The organism is Sphingorhabdus sp. 109 (assembly GCF_902506555.1).
Classification (GTDB): Bacteria; Pseudomonadota; Alphaproteobacteria; order Sphingomonadales; family Sphingomonadaceae; genus Parasphingorhabdus.
This window is the reverse complement of record NZ_LR732707.1, coordinates 1,613,836-1,630,836: the sequence shown is the minus strand read 5'-3', so window position 1 is coordinate 1,630,836 and position 17,001 is coordinate 1,613,836. Positions and strand designations below refer to the sequence as shown.

The following is a 17,001-nucleotide window of genomic DNA, read 5'->3' as shown; positions in this document are numbered from 1 at the left end:
CGCCCGATTGGTTCCATTGGCGGTCATTGCCTCTTTCGAGTAAAATGGTTAAAATATCGTTTGTGAACTATGTCCCGTGATGCCCCAGATCATCCAGAGCCCGGAAAATGCGATCGCGACCCCGTAGGGAACCTTTATTGGGCCTTCGGTCTTTCGGATTGTCTTGCTGATCATCATTAACAAAGTCAGCAGGCCGCCTGCGATCGACATGATCACTAGCAGTTCCAGAAATGTCAGCCAGTGCATCCACAGGGACAGGGCGGTCAGCAGTTTGACGTCGCCTCCACCCATCGCGCCGACCGCGAACATGGCGGCAAATATGGTGAATATGACAGCAGCCAGGCCTATTTGCCCGATCATCTCCGGCCAGATGGTCATACCGCTGGCTATCCAGAATATCGGTGCGCCGAGGGCTATGCCCAGGTTCAGCCAGTTGGAGATATGGCGGCTTTTGAGATCCGTAACGGCCGCTGCAATCAGTGCAATTGCCAATCCGCCCCAGAGCAAGTAGATGAAAGTTTCGCTATCCATGGGCAGACCGTCTAGTGAATTTGCCTTACCAAATAGTAACCATGATTTTTCGAACGGTTTCTTTCCGACCCTGTGACAACGATAAAGCGTGATATGACAGACTTGAAAGAGCAGCGCTTTGATCGCCGGTCGGTCCCGGCCGATGCAACAGAAGGGACATGGAACGGTCCGGACGGTTGGCAGTTCCGCAAGCTCGACTGGTTGCAGGATGTGCGGCAGCAAGAGGCGAGAGGATCGGTCCTGTTCATGACCGGGCGGGCCGATTTTTACGAAAAATATCTTGAAACCTTCCATGATTTTCACGCGCGCGGCTGGAATGTTACTTCGGTCGACTGGCGCGGGCAGGGCGGATCGGGGCGATGCGGGCCGCACCCGCATGTCGGGCATATCGACGATTTCGCGACATGGGTCGGGGATCTGGAGGCGCTGTTCGGTGCATGGCGCGCCAGCCACCCCGGGCCGCATATCGTCGTCGGTCACAGCATGGGCGGACATATTGTCTTGCGGGCGATGACCGAACAGCGGATCCGGCCCGATGCGGCGATTTTAAGCGCACCAATGCTCGCGCCGGCTGGCGGCGGTATGCCGGAATGGGCCGCGCAGCTGGCGGCAAAAATCATGTGCATGATAGGCCGCGGCGCGCGGCGGGCCTGGAAGCCGATCGAAAATCCGCTGGAACCCTATGTCCCGCGGCAGGCTCTGCTGACCCATGATGCGGACCGCTATGCGGACGAATTTTTCTGGTTCCGCGAGCGTCCCTACGTGCGGCTCGGGCCGGCGAGCTGGCGCTGGGTCGAACGTGCCTATTCCTCGACCCGTCAGTTGCGCCATCGCAATCGGCTGATGCAGATGGACTTGCCGGTTCTGGTGCTGGCAACATCGACCGATGAACTGGTCGATCATCCAACCATAGAGCGGGCGGTGCATCTGATACCGCGGGCCGAACTGAAACTTTATGGCGCGGAAGCCGCGCATGAAATTTTCCGTGAAGTTGATCAGGTGCGCAACGACGCGCTCGCCAGCTGTTTTTCCTTTCTCGACCGGGTAACCCCAAAAACATGAAGCAATATGACGTTATTATAATCGGAGCCGGCATTGCCGGTGCCAGCATAGCCGCCGAAATCGGAGCGGATCGTTCGGTTCTGCTGCTCGAGGCGGAGGACCATCCCGGCTATCATTCGACCGGTCGCTCGGCCGCTTTCTGGACCGAAAGCTATGGCGGGCCGCTGGTTCAGCCGCTGACATCCGCTTCGCGCGCCTTTCTGGAAACGCCGCCGGAGGATTTTTCGGAAACGCCCTTTCTCGGCCCGCGCGGTGCGGTGAATATCGGTCGCGATGACGAGCAGCATCTGGCCGAACAGTTTCTGGCTGATTTTGCCGACAGCGGCGTCCGAATGGAGCGCTGGTCACGGGAGCAGACAGCTGCTCTGGTTCCCGATCTGAAGCCGGCCTGGCAACATGCTGTCTATGAACCGGATTGCCGCGATATCGATGTAGCGGCGCTGCATGCGGCCTATCTCAGAAGTGCCAGCCGCAAGGGCGTCAAGCTGATCTGCCGGGCGCCGGTCAGCGCGATCACGAAAAAGGACGGCCTATGGGAGTTGACCGCCGGCGACCATAGTTGCCGCGCAGTCCTGTTGGTCAACGCCGCCGGTGCCTGGGCTGATACTATCGCGCGGATGGCCGGCGTGACCCCGGTCGGCATCCAGCCGCTGATCCGCAATATGGTGCAGATCGAAACCGATCCGCCTTCCTCACAGGCGATGCCTCTGGTCGTCGGGCTGGATGGCAGCTTTTACTTCAAACCGGAGGCCGGCGGGGCCTATTGGCTCAGCCCGCATGACGAAATACCGTCGCTGCCCGGTGATGTGGCGCCGGACGAACTGAGTGTTGCAACCGCCATCGACCGTTTTGAAAAGGTAATGGATGTGGACATTAAGCGCGTCAGCCGGAAATGGGCGGGCTTGCGGAGCTTTGCTCCGGACCGGCTGCCGGTCATCGGTTTCGATTCGACTGCCGAAGATTTTTTCTGGTTCGCGGGGCAGGGCGGCTTCGGAATCCAGACGGCCCCCGCTGCAGCCAAACTGGCCGGCTCACTGCTGCTGGACCAGACCGCCGATGAAAGTCTGCGCGCTGTTGATGCCAGCCGGTATGCGGCATCCCGTTTTCCCTAGGAAACATCGTTTTACATCGGCCCGGTTGCGCGGGCCGGCGGATTGCGCAATAGTTCAGCCTTCAACCGAAGGAGATGACAGCAATGGCGCACAAGTTTGAAATCTGGAAAGACAAGAAGGGCGAGTTTCGCGTTCGGTTCAAATATAATAGCGAAGTCATCTTCTCGACCGAGGGCTATTCCAGCAAGGCCAGCGCAAAAAACGCGATCAGCTCGATTCTGAAAAACGGACCGAATGCCGAGATTGAAGACAATAGCTAGACTCTTGGCTTAAAATCCGCGGCGATTGGCACCGACGTTCATGGCAGCGTCGCTCGCCAACTGGTCGGCGCGCTCGTTATCGGCGTCACCGGCATGGCCCTTGACCCAGTGCCATTCGATCTGGTGCGGCTCGACCGCCTTTAGCAGATCCTGCCAGAGATCGGCATTCTTGACCGGCTTGCGAGCCGCGGTCCGCCAGCCGTTTTTCTGCCAGCCGAAAATCCATTTGGTAATGCCGTCTTTGACATAGGTGCTGTCGATCGAGAGCTTGACCTTGCACGGCCGCTTCAGCGCGTTGAGCGCCTCGATCGCGGCGCGCAATTCCATCCGGTTGTTGGTCGTATCCGGCTCGCCGCCGGAAATTTCCTTTTCCTTGTCACCGTGCCGGATCAGCGCACCCCAGCCACCCGGGCCGGGATTGCCCTTGCAAGCGCCATCGGTGGCGATCTCGACAATTTTCGGTTCGGTCATGCGGTAAAAATATCCTCGTGATTCTGGTAATGTTGCAGACGGTTGAGAAAGGCCTGCGGTTCCTTGCGTGCCACCATCGCGTCGGCCGGGGTGTTGATCCAGTCATAGGCCCGGGTCAGCAGAAAGCGCAGGGCCGCACCGCGGGCCAGCAGCGGCAGCGCCCGGCGTTCGGCTTCGCTTAGCGGGAAGGCCGAACCATAGCCCTCCAGCAGGGCGCGGGATATCGGCGCGTGAAATTCGGTACCGTCATCGGAAAAGCACCAGGCGGCATGGGTTACGGCGAGATCATAGGCGCGGATATCGGTGCAGGAGAAATAGAAGTCGATCAGTCCAGTCACCCGGTCTTCCAGCATCAACACATTGTCGGGGAACAGGTCGGCATGAATGGCCGAGCGCGGTAGATCATCCGGCCAATATTGGTCGAGATGGTCTAGTTCCTGCGCGATCGCCTCGGCCAGACCGGGTGCGATATCGTCGAGTTGCGCAGGACCACATTGGTCGGCCAGCGCCCGCCAGCCTTCGTGATCCATGCTGTTGCGGCGCTCCGGCACGAAATTTTCCAGTGCGCGGTGCATGTCTCCCAGCGCCCGGCCGGTTGCCCTGGCCTGGTCCGGGGTCGGGTGGCTGACCGATACGCCGGGGAGGAAGGTGATGAGACAGGCGCTGCGCCCGCACAACTGCTGGATCTTGGTGCCCTCGCGATCCGCGATCATCGGCGGCACCAGACAGCCGGCTCGGGCAAGATGGTCGAGCAGGGCAATGAAAAAGGGCAGGTCGGCAGGATCGACGCGCTTTTCATAGAGCGTCAGGATGAATTTGCCCTGCGTTGTTTCCAGCAGATAATTGCTGTTCTCGACGCCCTCGGCAATCCCCTTGGCGGAAACCAGCGTGCCAACGTCGAAACGGGAGAGAAACCGGTCGATTTCTTCTGCGCTAACCTTCGTATAGACTGCCATCAGGCCGCTTCTAGACCGCGTGGCAGCTTGAAGACCATATTCTCGTCAGTGGTGCGGACTTTCTCTTCATTGATCTCAAAATGGTCTTCGAGCAAGGTGACGACTTCCCGAACCAGTATTTCCGGTGCCGAGGCTCCGGCGGTCAGGCCCAGGGTGGTGACACCATCCAGCCACGCGAGGTCGATTTCATCGGCTCGCTGGATCAGTTTGGCGGTAGCGCCGCCGCGTTCGGCAACTTCGACCAGACGCAGGCTGTTCGAGCTGTTGGGTGCGCCAATCACGAGAACCAGCTCGCAGGTTTCGGAAATCTTTTTCACCGCATCCTGACGATTGGAGGTGGCATAGCAGATATCTTCGCCTTTCGGACCGACAATATTGGGAAAGCGGCGTTGCAACGCCTCGACGATCGCGTGGGTATCATCGACCGACAAGGTGGTCTGGGTCAGGAAGGCCAGCGCTTCGGGATCCTCGGGGTTCAAGGCTTCGACATCGGCCAGCGTTTCGACCAGCGTCATCCGGCCTGCATCAACCTGGCCGAAGGTGCCGATGACCTCGGGGTGATTGGCATGACCGACAAAAATGATATGGCGTCCCGCCTCGGTCTGCCGTTCTGCCTGCCGATGGACTTTGGAGACCAGCGGACAAGTCGCATCGAGATATTCCAGCCCGCGTTCCTCGGCCTTGTGCGGGACCGCCTTGGGCACGCCATGGGCAGAAAAGACCACCGGAACGCCGTCCGGAACCTCGTCCAGTTCCTCGACAAATATCGCGCCCAGTTTCTTTAATTCGTCGACAACATAGCGGTTATGCACGATTTCGTGCCGGACATAGACCGGCGCGCCATATTTTTTTATCGCCAGTTCGACGATTTTTATCGCCCTGTCGACACCTGCGCAAAAGCCGCGTGGTGCGGCCACAAGCAAGTCAATCTGCCGTTTCTGCTTATCGGAATCAATCATGGTCTCAGCTCTTAGGGAATAAGTTCACCGGCGAAAAGCCCGTCTGTTCATCTTCTGGACGGTTGCACCGCATTAAAGGCCCAGATAAGGGTTGCGAAATTTTTATCGGCGCGCATGGAACCTATGTGTGATGCCCGTGATCAAAGGCAAGGATTGAAAATGATGGCGAATGGCCGGTTGAAAAAAATGGTTTTGGCAGGGGTCGCGGTTCTGGCGGTTACCGGATGTGCGCGGGAAGGCGCAATCGACCTTAGCTCGGGCGTCGGTATTTCGGTAATCCGCAGCGGTTGTCCGGCGGTTGCGGTGCCTGATCACACCGGCGACATCACCATCTTCAACCCGGCCAGCAGCACCGATGCCAGCGCCATCGACGTGGTCGCCTATATCACCAATGTCCGCTCCACCTGCAACAGTGAAAGCGCCCGGATTTACAGCGAAGCGGCCTTTGATGTCCACGCGTCGCGGACCAATCCGGCCGGCGCCCGTACGGTTACCATTCCCTATTTCTCGACGGTCGTCCAGGGCGGCACCGCTGTGGTTGCCAAGCGGGTCGGCAACGTGACCCTGCAATTTGCCGATGGCGCCTATCGGGCGACGGCTTCCGCCAATGCGGGTGCTTATGTCGACGCTTCTGCCGCGCGCCTGCCGGACGAGGTGATCGAACGCCTGACCCGCCGCCGTAAGGCCGGTGATCCCGACGCGGCGCTCGATCCGCTCGCCGATCCGACAATCAAGGCTGCAGTCGCGCGATCCTCGTTCGAACTGCTGGTCGGTTTTCAACTGAGCCAGGCGCAGCTACAGTATAACGCAACCCGATAAGGGTCGCCTGAATTGCCAACCAACCGTGCCTGATCCTGTCGGGCCCCTTTTCCTGTGACGAACTGAACCAATCATGCTGTTCCATATTTTTCAGAAGCATATTGATGCGATATTGGATGAACTGACCGACGCGGAGATACTTCCCTCCGGCGTTGATCGCGGGAATGTCACGCTGGAGCCGCCGCGCGATCCGTCGCACGGTGACCTGTCGACCAACGCGGCGATGGTCCTGTCCAAGGCGGCGGGCATGAAGCCGCGCGACCTGGCCGGAAAAATTGCGGAGAAGCTGGACGCGCTGGATGATGTGCAGTCGGTCGATATTGCTGGTCCCGGCTTCATCAACATGCGGGTTGCAGCGCCGGTCTTGCTCGGTGAACTGCTGGAAATCGAGCAGTTGGGACCGGAATATGGCCGCTCCGACAAGGGCCGGGGTGTCACGGTCAATATCGAATATGTTTCGGCCAATCCGACCGGACCGATGCACATGGGCCATTGCCGCGGCGCGGTGGTCGGCGACGCGCTGGCCGATCTGCTCGAGGCTGTCGGGCACAAGGTGATCCGCGAATATTATGTCAATGACGCCGGGTCGCAGGTCGACACGCTCGCCCGTTCGGCGCATCTGCGTTATCTCGAGGCGCTGGGCGAGGATATCGGCACGATACCCGAAGGCCTTTACCCGGGCGACTATCTCAAGCCGGTGGGCGAGGCTCTGGCCGCCGAGTTTGGCGAAAAATACAAGGATGCGGCGGAAGCCGACTGGCTGCTGACCTTCCGCAAGGCGGCGGTCGCCAAGATGATGGACATGATCCGTTCCGATCTGGCCATGCTGGGTATCCGCCACGATGTTTTCTCCTCCGAGGCAGAATTGCACGAAGCGGGCAAGGCGGACGCCGCCGAAGCCGAGCTACGCTCCCGCGATCTCGTCTATGACGGGGTGCTGGAGCAGCCCAAGGGCAAGGTGATTGATGACTGGGAAGCAGTCGAACTGCCGCTGTTCCGGTCGACGCAATTTGGCGACGACCAGGATCGCCCGATCAAGAAATCCGACGGCCGCTGGACCTATTTTGGCGGCGATCTCGCTTATCATTTCCAGAAAGCGCAAAGCGCCGATGAACTGATCGACATCTGGGGCGCTGATCACAGCGGCACCGTCAAGCGGATCAAGGCCGCGGTCGCGGCCCTGACCGGCGGCGAGACCAAATTCGATGTCAAGCTGGTGCAGATGGTCCGCTTGCTGCGCAATGGCGAGCCTGAGAAAATGTCGAAACGGTCCGGCAATTTTGTCACTATCGCCGACATGGTCGATGAAGTTGGCAAGGATGCCGTGCGGTTCACCATGCTGACCCGCAAGGCGGACGCGCAGATGGACTTTGATTTTGCCAAGGTGATGGAAGCCTCGCGCGACAATCCGGTCTTTTACGTGCAATATGCTCATGCCCGGATCCAGTCGATGCTGCGCAAGGCGGCTGAAGACGGCGTGGTGGCGTCCGCTGCGCATCTGGACCGTCTCGGCGAGGAGGAATTGGAACTCGTCAAGCTGGCGGCGCAATTCCCGCGGATCATCGAATCGGCAGCGGCATCGCGCGAGCCGCACCGAGTCGCATTCTATCTCAATGATCTGGCAGCCGCTTTTCACGGCTATTATAATCTGGGCAATGACCGGCCTGACAAGCGGATCATAATGGTTAACGACCCGGAAACGACGTCGGCGAGGCTTTTCTTAGCCAAGAATATAGGGCAGACTGTGAAGAACGGTCTTGCATTGATGGGCGTAGAGGCCGCAGAATCGATGTGATCTGCCCTATGGCTAATGGAGCATAAAATGTCAGATATCACCCGCGACAATCTCGATCTTGACGACGACGATCGTTTGCCCTGGCTGGAATCGGCCGAAGATTATGATGACGACGGCGAATATTCTCCGGTCCGGGTGGCGATATTTGTCGGCGTGGGCCTGTTGTTTCTGGCGGCTATTGTCGGCGGCATCTACTGGCTGCAGAACCGCGATGGTGGCGGGCTGGACGGCAGCGGCGAACTGATCGCGGCGCAGGAAGGCGATTTCAAGGTTCGCCCCGACGATCCGCAGGCGAAACAGTTTGAAGGCGAGGGCGATGCCAGTTTCGCCGCCAGCGAGGGACAGGAAACGCCGGCGCAACTGGGCAATCCCGCGACTACCGAAGCGCCAATCCGTAAGGCCGATACCGGGCCGGCAGCCGAGGCCGCGGGAAGCGCGCTGATCCAGCTCGGTGCATTCAGTTCCGCCGGCCTCGCCGACAACAGTTGGGCTGGCTATGCCCGCCGCTTTGAAGCCATCGGTTCGCTGCCGAAAAAGATCATTCCCGGCAAGCTGGATGGCGGTACGATTTACCGCCTGAACGCGGTTGCGCCCAGCCGTGAAGCGGCGCAGGAAATCTGCAACAATCTCAAAGCTGCCGGGGAAAGCTGTCTCGTCGTTCGCTGATTTTTGGCAATTGATGGTTGAAGCGCTGTGGATAACGGCGCTTTCACCTTTACCCGGCTGCGAAACGGCGCGAGTATAAGACATGTTGCATGAGAAAATATCATCATGGCTATGACGCCGGCGGTATTCGGGATTGCGGGGCTGAGCCTGACCGCCGATGAAAAGGCATTTTTCCGCGACAGCAATCCTGCGGGCTATATCATTTTCGGCCGCAACATCGACAGCAAGGCGCAGCTCAGGGCGCTGACCGACGAGTTGCGCGCGCTCCATGGCCGTGATGATCTGGCGATTCTGATCGATCAGGAAGGTGGCCGCGTGGCGCGAATGCAGCCCCCGCTCTGGCCCCAATTCCCGGCTGGAGAGATTTTCGACAAGCTCTATGACATCGCCCCCGCTACCGCGATCGAGGCGGCGCGGCTCAATGCGCAGGCGATTGCCGTCACGCTGAACGAGGTCGGCATCAGCGTCGATTGCCATCCCTTGCTCGATGTCCGCCAGCCGGACGCTGACAATGTCATTGGCGATCGCGCGCTGGGCAGCGAACCCCTGCGCGTGGCCGCTCTCGGTCGGGCTATTCTGGACGGCTTGCAGCGCGGTGGCGTGGTCGGGGTGGTCAAGCATTTGCCAGGGCACGGCCGGACCAGCGTCGATACGCACAAGGCCCTGCCAACGGTGACCGCCAGTGACGAAGAACTGGCGCTTGATCTTGCCCCGTTCCAGATGCTGAAAAATGCGCCGATGGGCATGACCGGCCATTTGCTTTTCACCGCCTGGGACGCGGAGACGCCATCGACATTGTCGAAAACGGTAGTGCAGGATATCATTCGTGACCGCATCGGCTTTGACGGCCTGCTGTTCACCGATGATCTGGATATGGAAGCCCTGTCCGGCACGGTTCCGGAGCGGGCCGAGCGGGCGCAGGTTGCCGGTTGCGATATTGCGCTCAATTGCTGGGCAAAAATGGCCGACATGACCGGTATTGCCGAACGCCTGTCACCGATGTCGGACAAAACGCGGCAGCGGCTAGACGATGCCATGTCGACAATCGCAGATGTGTCCGTTGCCGGAGCCGGGGAAGAGCTGGCAAGCCTGCTCGCCAGGCGGGACGGGCTGATGGCGGCAGTTGCATGAGCGAAGAGCCAGAGAATGAAGGCTTTTTCTTCCCTGCCGATCCGGTGGCTTCAGACGACAGCGCGCTGACTCTCAATATCGATGGCTGGGAAGGGCCGCTCGATCTGTTGCTCGCACTCGCCCGCAACCAGAAGGTTGACTTGCGCGAGATCTCGATTCTCGAACTGGTGCAGGAATATCTCAAATATATTGCCAGCGCCCAGACATTGCGGCTGGAACTGGCCGCAGACTATCTGGTGATGGCAGCCTGGCTGACCTATTTGAAATCGGGTCTGCTGCTTCCCAAGGATCCGGAGATCGATCCATCACCCGAGGAACTGGCTTTGCGGCTGCAAATGCGGCTGGAGCGGCTGAATGCTATGCGGGAAGCCGGTGCCCGGCTGCTGGCGCGCGACAGGATTGGCCGCGATGTGTTCATGCGCGGCGCACCCGAAGGATTGCGGGTGTTCAAAGAGCGGCAGTGGCAGGCGGAATATTATGACCTGATCGCGGCCTATTCCCGTGTGAAAGTGCGCGGTGCGCCGGCGATCCATGTGGTCAAGCAGCGCATGGTGATGACGCTGGAAGATGCGCTCGCGCGGGTCTCGATGATGCTGGGAGAAGCGATCGACTGGATGGACATACGGCATTTTCTGCCGCCTGGCGCGCCACCCGAATTGCGCAAATCGGCGCTCGCATCGAGCTTTCTCGCGACACTGGAACTCGCGCGGCAAGGGAAGCTGCAATTGCAACAGAAAGAGAGCTTCTCACCGCTCAGGATAAAGGCGACGACAAATGGGTGAATTTGACAGCGAAGATACCAGCCTGATCGAAGCGAAGCCGGATGCACCGGATATCGGCAAACGCGCGATCGAGGCGACGCTTTTTGCCTCGGACAAGCCGATGACGATTGCCGAGATCAGGACCTATGTCGGAGAAGAGCTGGACGTCCGGCAAATTCTCGCCGACTTGCAGGATGATTTCCGGGAGCGGGGGATCATCCTCGTCAAGACCGGCGATCGCTGGCATTTCCAGACCGCGCCCGATCTGTCCCATCTGCTCCGTCGCGAGCGTGCCGAACTGCGCAAGCTCAGCCGGGCCGGGATGGAGACGCTGGCCATCATTGCGTATCACGAGCCGGTCAGCCGGGCAGAAATCGAATCCATCCGGGGCGTGCAGGTCGCCAAGGGCACGCTCGATGTGCTGATGGAGGCCGGCTGGGTCCGTCCGGCGGGCCGCCGCGAGGTGCCGGGCCGGCCGCTGATCTATGCGACGACGGCAGAATTTCTGACCCATTTTGGTCTGCAAAGCCGCCGCGATCTACCCGGACTGGATGATCTGAAAGCCGCGGGTTTGCTGGATCCGGTCGATATGGCCCTGGAACAGATGGAGCTGGAAGCGGAAGTCGAGGCGGAGGCGGTCAATGCCGAAGAACAATCCGCTGTGCGAGATATTGCGGATCAGGATGGTGTTTTGCTGGAAAACCAAACCGAAACTGCCTAAATAGGGTGGATAAGGAGAAAATCGCATGCAACCGAGTGTTTGGCAGATTTTAATTGTAGCAGCGCTGGTTCTGATTCTATTTGGTCGTGGCCGGATTTCCGAGATGATGGGCGATGTCGGCAAGGGCATTCGCTCTTTCAAGAAGGGCATTACCGAGGAAGAGGAAAATGCCGCGAAACCGACCCCCAAGATCGATAACAAGAGCGGTGATCTTTCAGCCGATACCAGCAAGACCGCTGACAAGACGGCTGGTTGATTTGCCGGCCTCTGGATCGCGGGCCGCATAATATATGTTTGACCTTTCCATATCAGAGATCGCGATTATCGCGATCATTGCCGTTGTTGTCATCGGCCCCAAGGAATTGCCGCGCGCGTTGTCAACCGCAGGCAAATGGATGGCCAAGGGCCGCGGTATCATGGCCAATTTCCGGACCGGCCTTGATGCCATGGTGCGCGAAGCCGAACTGCAGGAAATGGAAAAGAAATGGGCGTCCGAGAATGAGCGGATCATGCACTTTCATCCGGCGCTGCCGGATGAAAGTGCGGTAGACGAGCCGGTTATGGAACCGCTGGACGGCCCGTCTGCGGAGGCCGAGGCTGAGGCCGACACCGGCTCCGACACCGGTGCGGCGGCTCCTGTCAACAAGACCGAGGGCAATCAGGGATGACGGACCTTTCTGATCGGTTGTTCCTGCCAACCGGCTCCTCCCCGTCCGCTTGGTGCTTTGGCAAATGGGTCACGGACAATCGAGATTGCCTGATTTCCGGTGGTCTGGCATGAACGACCAGAGCCAACCCGATCTCGACGAGAGCAAGGCGCCGCTGATCGAGCATCTGATCGAGTTGCGTCAGCGACTGCTCTGGTCGGTGGCGGCGCTGGGCGCGGCTTTTCTGGTCAGCATATTTTTCGCCGACGAAATTTTCGGGATATTGGTGCAGCCGCTGACCGATGCGTTCCCGGCGGGCGAAGGGAAAATCATCTACACCAAGCTCTACGAAGCCTTTTTCGTCGAGATCAAGGTGGCGATTTTTGCGGCCTTTTTCCTGGCCTTTCCGATCATCTCCAACCAGCTATGGGCCTTCGTGGCACCCGGCCTCTATGCCAATGAGAAAAAGGCGTTCCTGCCCTTTCTCGTCGCGACGCCCTTGTTGTTCATGGCGGGCGCGTCCCTGGCCTATTTCATCGTCATGCCGACGGCTTTCCGCTTCTTCCTGGGGTTCGAGGGGGCGGTTGGCGGTCTCCAGCAGGAAGCGCTGCCGGCAATGGGCGACTATCTGTCGCTGGTGATGCAGTTCATTCTCGCCTTCGGCGTCTGTTTCCAGCTGCCGGTGCTGCTCCTGCTGCTCAACCGTGCGGGGATTGTCAGCCGGCAGCAGCTGAAGGGTGTGAGACGTTATATGATTGTCGGCGCCTTTGCGTTGGCCGCGATCCTGACACCGCCGGATGTGGTGTCGCAGTTGATGCTCGGAATTCCACTGATCCTGCTCTACGAGGTCTCGTTGCTCATCATGTGGGCCACCGAGCGGAAGAAGCGGGAAATAGTCTCGTCCTAGAGCATTGTCGTGCTCCGCAAATGATGCGGGTCCCAGGATGATAATCACTTGTCATCACCAAGGTCCCGCTTCAAGTGCGGAGAACGGTAATAGCTTTCTTAATCAATCGCATCCTGGCCGGCTTCGCCAACCGACTCGATATCCCTGCCGACACCCTTGACGGTGGCACAGGCACTGAGCAACACCATTGTAGAGATCAAGATTGCTGCGGTAATTTTCTGCATGTTAGAACATCCTAAAAACTGAACTTTGCACTGACGCGAATATCACGACCGGACAGAGGTACATAGTCTTTAGTGAACGAGGCATGACGACGGGCCTGGACGTCGAAAATATTATTGGCCGATGCCAGCAATGTCACGCCGCCTTCCTTGCCGAATGGCCGCCATGCAACAGAGGCGTTGACCATCGTAAAGCTGTCGGTCGGCGTTTCAAAAGCCGCGACGCGATCTTGGCCATCGGCCCATTCGACTTCCGCACGCAGGTCAAAGGAGCCGCTTTGTGCTTCGATTCCGCCGAGCAGGCGAAGCGGCGGGATCCGCGGTACCGGACCGCCGCCATTGTTGATTCTGGCGTGCACATAATCGGCTACGCCATCAACGATGAAGTCAAAGCCGGCAGCCCGACCGACCACCGCCGAGGCAGACGCCTCGACGCCATAATAGGTCGCGTCCTGCTGATAAAATTGGAAGACCGGCAGGCCGTCTTCCTCGGCAGCGGTTTCTGCTTCGAAAATATAATCATCGAAGAAATTGGCATAGACGGTCGCGCTCAGCTGGACATCGTCGCTATCCCAGCGGGCATAGAGTTCGCCGCCCCAGCTTTTCTCGGTGGTAAAATCGGGGTTGCCGATTTCATAGGCCTGGGTGGCGATATGCGGGCCATCGGAAAGCAGTTCTTCTGCCGAGGGCGCACGCTCCGACCGCGAGAGATTGACACCGACCTTGAAGGCACTGTCATCCGGTGCATAGGCAAGCCCCAGCGCGCCCGAGAAAGTGTTGAAGCTGCGCTCAAAATTGATGCTGTTGGCGCTGATATCGGTCTGGTCGAAACGCATTGCGCCTTCCACTTCCCAATTGCCGAGATCAACTTCCTGAACCGTGAACAAGGCCCAGCTTTCCAGACTGTTTTTCGGTACAAAGGCTTCCGCTCCGATGGCGTTGAAATCGCGGACCAGAACTTGGGTCCCGATCACGCCGCGCCAGCCGTCATGGTCTGCCTGGACCAGCTCGGCCCGCGCCTCGATACCCGATACCGAGAAAACGGTTCCGATTTCATCGCCTTCAAACTCGGTATGCTCATAGTCCGAATAGCCGGCACGGAAATTCAGCGATTCAAAAAAGCCGCCGAGATTGACGCCGCCGCGCAGGTCGACCCGAATCTGTTCCAGCCCGATTGTTACGGGCGCTTCTTCGTCGTGATGCTCGTCTTCATCATGATCGTCGTCGTCATGATCGTGATCATCCTCTTCTTCCTCGCCGTGCGCATGTTCGGTGCCGGGTCGGCTCGGTACGCCATAGTCCGAGTCATAATAGCTTAGCGAGACGCCGAGATGGCCGCCGTCGTCAATAAAGGCCAAGCCAACACCGGCGGTGTAGGTCTGGCTGGCGCTATTCTCGATCCGCCCCCGCTGATTGGCGGCTTCGGTCAATTCTTCCGCTTCCTCTAGGTGACCTTCCTCGGTCTCTTCGGCCGCGTCGGCCAGCAGGTCTGCGCGCAGTTCGGGCGACAGGACATATCCGGGAACCCGAACATCACCGCTGTCACGGAAACTGCCGTCCGCATGGATCACGAGCTTGGACGTCAGCGGGACGTCTACCGATCCGGCGAGGCTCCAGTCATCGGCGGCGCTGCCGTATCCGCCGATTGCATCCACGTGGATTGCATCTTCCGGCACGTCGCGGGGAATGCGCTTGTCAATGACATTGACCGCGCCGCCAATCGCATCGCCGCCGAAGAGCAGGACCGCAGGGCCGCGCAGAACCTCGACCCGCTGGGCAGTGAGCGGATCAATGGTCACCGCATGGTCCACCGAAGTGTTGGATGCGTCGAGCGAACCGATGCCGTCGGTCAGCACCTTTACGCGTGGCCCCTGAAACCCGCGCAACACAGGCCGCGAGGCACCGGGCGCGAAACTGGTCGACGATACGCCGGGCAGGGAGGTCAGGCTGTCCCCGATCTGGCCGCGCAAATCTTTCGCAAGATCATCGCCGGAGAGCGCCGAGGTACCGGCCAATATGTCGAGCTGGTCGACATAAGGTGCGGTAACGATGATCATATCGTCATCGTGAAAATCATCGGCGAGGCCGGTGGAGCGCTGTTCGGCGGTCTTTTCCTGCTGGGCAAAGGCAGGAGTTGCGGGCAGCGCCAGAATGGCAGCGGAAATCAGGAATTTTCTGTGTGACACATTTATCTCTTATATCTTGGGGACAGGAATCGTCCGCTAGATAGGGGATATGATATAATATATCAAACAGGAAATATCCGAATCTGGCAGGGTGAGGCAATTCTGCAACAAATGCCGGCGCCCGGAAGGGGAAAATACCGAGGCAGCGATCTTGCTCCAACCGGAAGCTTTCGGTGCAAGCGAGCATATGCACCTGTCGCAGTCGTCCGTCCGGTGGAAGACCGGTCTTGCGGCGACCGTTCCGGGCGGCTGACAGACCCGTTCGGTCACAGGTGGTCTTAGTCGCGCCATATTAGTGCCCATGTAGAGGATGTGTCGGAAAAGGTAATGGAGCGCCGGATGGAAGCGATGATGGCGAGCGGGGGCGGCCAGATCACTTTCGTCATGCTGTACTTGTTGCGGACCCTTCTCACTCTTGCCAGCAGATTCTGGATCAGGCGGCGGAGGTCCTGAAACAAGTTCAGGATGACGACACCACTGGCTTTGGCTATGGCCACCCCATGACCTTTACCAAAAAAATCCTTCTCCTCGGCTCCGGCGAACTGGGCCGGGAATTTGTTATCTCGGCCAAGCGGCTTGGTGCGTATGTCATTGCCTGCGATGCCTATGACAATGCGCCAGCCATGCAGGTTGCCGACGCTCGGGAGATCTTCTCGATGCTCGACGGTGCAGAATTGCGCGCGGCCGTCGAGAAGCACCGGCCCGATCTGATTGTTCCGGAGGTCGAGGCGATACGGACGGAAGTTTTGGCCGAAGTCGAAGCGGACGGCTATCATGTCGTACCCTCGGCCAGGGCCACCCGGCTGACGATGAACCGCGATGCAATCCGCGATGTTGCGGCCGGGGAACTGGGGCTGACCACCTCGCGCTACCGTTATGCCGAAAGTTTTGCCGAAGTCGCCGGCGCAGCGGATGACATCGGCCTGCCGCTGGTGATCAAGCCGGTGATGTCCTCGTCCGGAAAGGGGCAGAGCAAGGTCGACAGCGCCGATAATCTGGAAGCGGCCTGGGACTATGCCGTTGCCAATATGCGGGGCGACCGGGCGCGGGTGATTGTCGAGCAGTTCATCGACTTTGACTATGAGATTACGCTGCTGACCGTGCGCACCCGGGATGACGTGCACTTCTGCCCGCCGATCGGCCATCGGCAGGAGCGGGGCGATTATCAGGAAAGCTGGCAACCGGCCTCGATGACCGATGCGGCGCTGGCCAGCGCGCAGGATATGGCGCGCAAGGTCGTCGAAAATCTTGGCGGCGACGGCAGGGGCTGGGGCCTGTTCGGGGTCGAGTTTTTCGTTACCCGACAGGGCGAAGTCATTTTCTCCGAGCTCAGTCCGCGACCGCATGATACCGGCATGGTCACCTCGATCGGCCAGAATCTCAGCGAATTCGACCTGCACGCCCGCGCCATCATGGGGCTTCCGGTACCGCATATCGCGCTAACCGCACCGGCCAGCGCCAGCGCGGTGATTCTCGCCGACCGGGACAGCGAGCAGTTCGAATTTACCGGCGTCGCCGATGCCCTGGGACTGGGCGACGAGGGCGCGGAAACGGATGTGCGGATATTTGGCAAGCCGGTGACGCGGCCTTACCGGCGGATGGCGGTGGCGCTGGCGACAGGCGCGGATACGGATGCGGCGCGGAAGCTGGCTAAGCAGGCGGCTGATGCAGTGGGGATTGAATATTCCTGAAACAATTATGGAGCGGACCGCCAATCGCCTTGTCCCGTAAAGGAGAAGGAGCGGGACGGGGCTTTTCAATCTCCAAACAATCCGCCATTGAAGTTGCAAAGATCA

Annotated in this window: 19 protein-coding genes; 13 read left to right on the top strand and 6 right to left on the bottom strand. The window is 59.4% G+C overall.

From position 1 onward, the window contains the following. Positions 1 to 48 precede the first annotated feature (48 nt). Positions 49 to 531, bottom strand: coding sequence for an A24 family peptidase (locus BOSE62_RS07750; protein ID WP_159643924.1), 483 nt, complete (start codon positions 529 to 531; stop codon positions 49 to 51). Positions 532 to 624: 93 nt separating this feature from the next. On the opposite strand from BOSE62_RS07750, the gene BOSE62_RS07745 reads away from it, so the two are divergent. From BOSE62_RS07745 to BOSE62_RS07735, 3 genes are all read left to right on the top strand, one after another. Next, positions 625 to 1,593 (top strand): alpha/beta fold hydrolase, encoded by a 969-nt coding sequence (locus tag BOSE62_RS07745; protein WP_159643922.1) that lies wholly within the window; start codon positions 625 to 627, stop codon positions 1,591 to 1,593. Beyond that, the gene (locus BOSE62_RS07740; RefSeq protein WP_159643920.1) at positions 1,590 to 2,705 is read left to right on the top strand and encodes an NAD(P)/FAD-dependent oxidoreductase; all 1,116 of its coding nucleotides are present in this window, start codon (positions 1,590 to 1,592) and stop codon (positions 2,703 to 2,705) included. Before BOSE62_RS07745 ends, BOSE62_RS07740 begins: the two co-directional genes overlap by 4 nt. Before the next feature lie 83 nt (positions 2,706 to 2,788). Then, on the top strand, positions 2,789 to 2,965 hold the full coding sequence (locus tag BOSE62_RS07735) for a YegP family protein (protein ID WP_089134585.1): 177 nt from the start codon (positions 2,789 to 2,791) through the stop codon (positions 2,963 to 2,965). Positions 2,966 to 2,974: 9 nt separating this feature from the next. Here the strand turns inward: BOSE62_RS07735 and rnhA are convergent, their stop codons facing one another. The 3 genes from rnhA to ispH are packed head-to-tail and all read right to left on the bottom strand — an operon-like array spanning position 2,975 to position 5,351. Beyond that, entirely contained in the window at positions 2,975 to 3,436 is a 462-nt protein-coding gene (rnhA, locus tag BOSE62_RS07730; protein ID WP_159643918.1) for a ribonuclease HI, read from the bottom strand. After that, the gene (gene thrB / locus BOSE62_RS07725) at positions 3,433 to 4,392 is read right to left on the bottom strand and encodes a homoserine kinase (RefSeq protein WP_159643916.1); all 960 of its coding nucleotides are present in this window, start codon (positions 4,390 to 4,392) and stop codon (positions 3,433 to 3,435) included. The genes rnhA and thrB overlap by 4 nt, the downstream gene beginning before the upstream one ends. Next, entirely contained in the window at positions 4,392 to 5,351 is a 960-nt protein-coding gene (gene ispH / locus BOSE62_RS07720) for a 4-hydroxy-3-methylbut-2-enyl diphosphate reductase (RefSeq protein ID WP_159643914.1), read from the bottom strand. Before ispH ends, thrB begins: the two co-directional genes overlap by 1 nt. Before the next feature lie 162 nt (positions 5,352 to 5,513). Here ispH and BOSE62_RS07715 point away from each other — a divergent pair, with 162 nt between their 5' ends. The 9 genes from BOSE62_RS07715 to tatC all read left to right on the top strand — a co-directional run bounded on the left by BOSE62_RS07715 (position 5,514) and on the right by tatC (position 12,798). Then, entirely contained in the window at positions 5,514 to 6,170 is a 657-nt protein-coding gene (locus BOSE62_RS07715) for a hypothetical protein (RefSeq protein ID WP_159647946.1), read from the top strand. A gap of 70 nt (positions 6,171 to 6,240) precedes the next feature. Next, a complete protein-coding gene (argS, locus tag BOSE62_RS07710) occupies positions 6,241 to 7,965 on the top strand; it encodes an arginine--tRNA ligase (RefSeq protein WP_159647945.1) in 1,725 nt (574 codons plus the stop codon). A gap of 27 nt (positions 7,966 to 7,992) precedes the next feature. Next, positions 7,993 to 8,631, top strand: coding sequence for an SPOR domain-containing protein (locus BOSE62_RS07705; protein ID WP_159643912.1), 639 nt, complete (start codon positions 7,993 to 7,995; stop codon positions 8,629 to 8,631). Positions 8,632 to 8,742: 111 nt separating this feature from the next. Next, on the top strand, positions 8,743 to 9,762 hold the full coding sequence (gene nagZ, locus BOSE62_RS07700) for a beta-N-acetylhexosaminidase (RefSeq protein WP_159647944.1): 1,020 nt from the start codon (positions 8,743 to 8,745) through the stop codon (positions 9,760 to 9,762). Continuing rightward, positions 9,759 to 10,544, top strand: coding sequence for a segregation and condensation protein A (locus tag BOSE62_RS07695; RefSeq protein WP_159643910.1), 786 nt, complete (start codon positions 9,759 to 9,761; stop codon positions 10,542 to 10,544). The genes nagZ and BOSE62_RS07695 overlap by 4 nt, the downstream gene beginning before the upstream one ends. Beyond that, a complete protein-coding gene (scpB, locus tag BOSE62_RS07690; RefSeq protein ID WP_159643908.1) occupies positions 10,537 to 11,244 on the top strand; it encodes an SMC-Scp complex subunit ScpB in 708 nt (235 codons plus the stop codon). The genes BOSE62_RS07695 and scpB overlap by 8 nt, the downstream gene beginning before the upstream one ends. Before the next feature lie 25 nt (positions 11,245 to 11,269). After that, entirely contained in the window at positions 11,270 to 11,500 is a 231-nt protein-coding gene (locus BOSE62_RS07685; RefSeq protein WP_159643906.1) for a Sec-independent protein translocase subunit TatA, read from the top strand. A 34-nt stretch (positions 11,501 to 11,534) separates the two neighbouring features. Continuing rightward, positions 11,535 to 11,912, top strand: coding sequence for a Sec-independent protein translocase protein TatB (gene tatB, locus BOSE62_RS07680; RefSeq protein ID WP_159643904.1), 378 nt, complete (start codon positions 11,535 to 11,537; stop codon positions 11,910 to 11,912). A gap of 109 nt (positions 11,913 to 12,021) precedes the next feature. Next, positions 12,022 to 12,798, top strand: coding sequence for a twin-arginine translocase subunit TatC (gene tatC, locus BOSE62_RS07675; RefSeq protein ID WP_159643902.1), 777 nt, complete (start codon positions 12,022 to 12,024; stop codon positions 12,796 to 12,798). 98 nt (positions 12,799 to 12,896) lie between these two features. On the opposite strand, the gene BOSE62_RS07670 is transcribed toward tatC, so the two are convergent. Next, complete coding sequence (locus BOSE62_RS07670) at positions 12,897 to 12,986, bottom strand: entericidin A/B family lipoprotein (protein ID WP_394700063.1); 90 nt, start codon at positions 12,984 to 12,986, stop codon at positions 12,897 to 12,899. Positions 12,987 to 13,033: 47 nt separating this feature from the next. After that, positions 13,034 to 15,205 (bottom strand): TonB-dependent receptor, encoded by a 2,172-nt coding sequence (locus BOSE62_RS07665; protein WP_236553902.1) that lies wholly within the window; start codon positions 15,203 to 15,205, stop codon positions 13,034 to 13,036. A 500-nt stretch (positions 15,206 to 15,705) separates the two neighbouring features. On the opposite strand from BOSE62_RS07665, the gene purT reads away from it, so the two are divergent. Next, entirely contained in the window at positions 15,706 to 16,896 is a 1,191-nt protein-coding gene (gene purT, locus BOSE62_RS07655) for a formate-dependent phosphoribosylglycinamide formyltransferase (RefSeq protein ID WP_159643898.1), read from the top strand. Positions 16,897 to 17,001 lie beyond the last annotated feature (105 nt).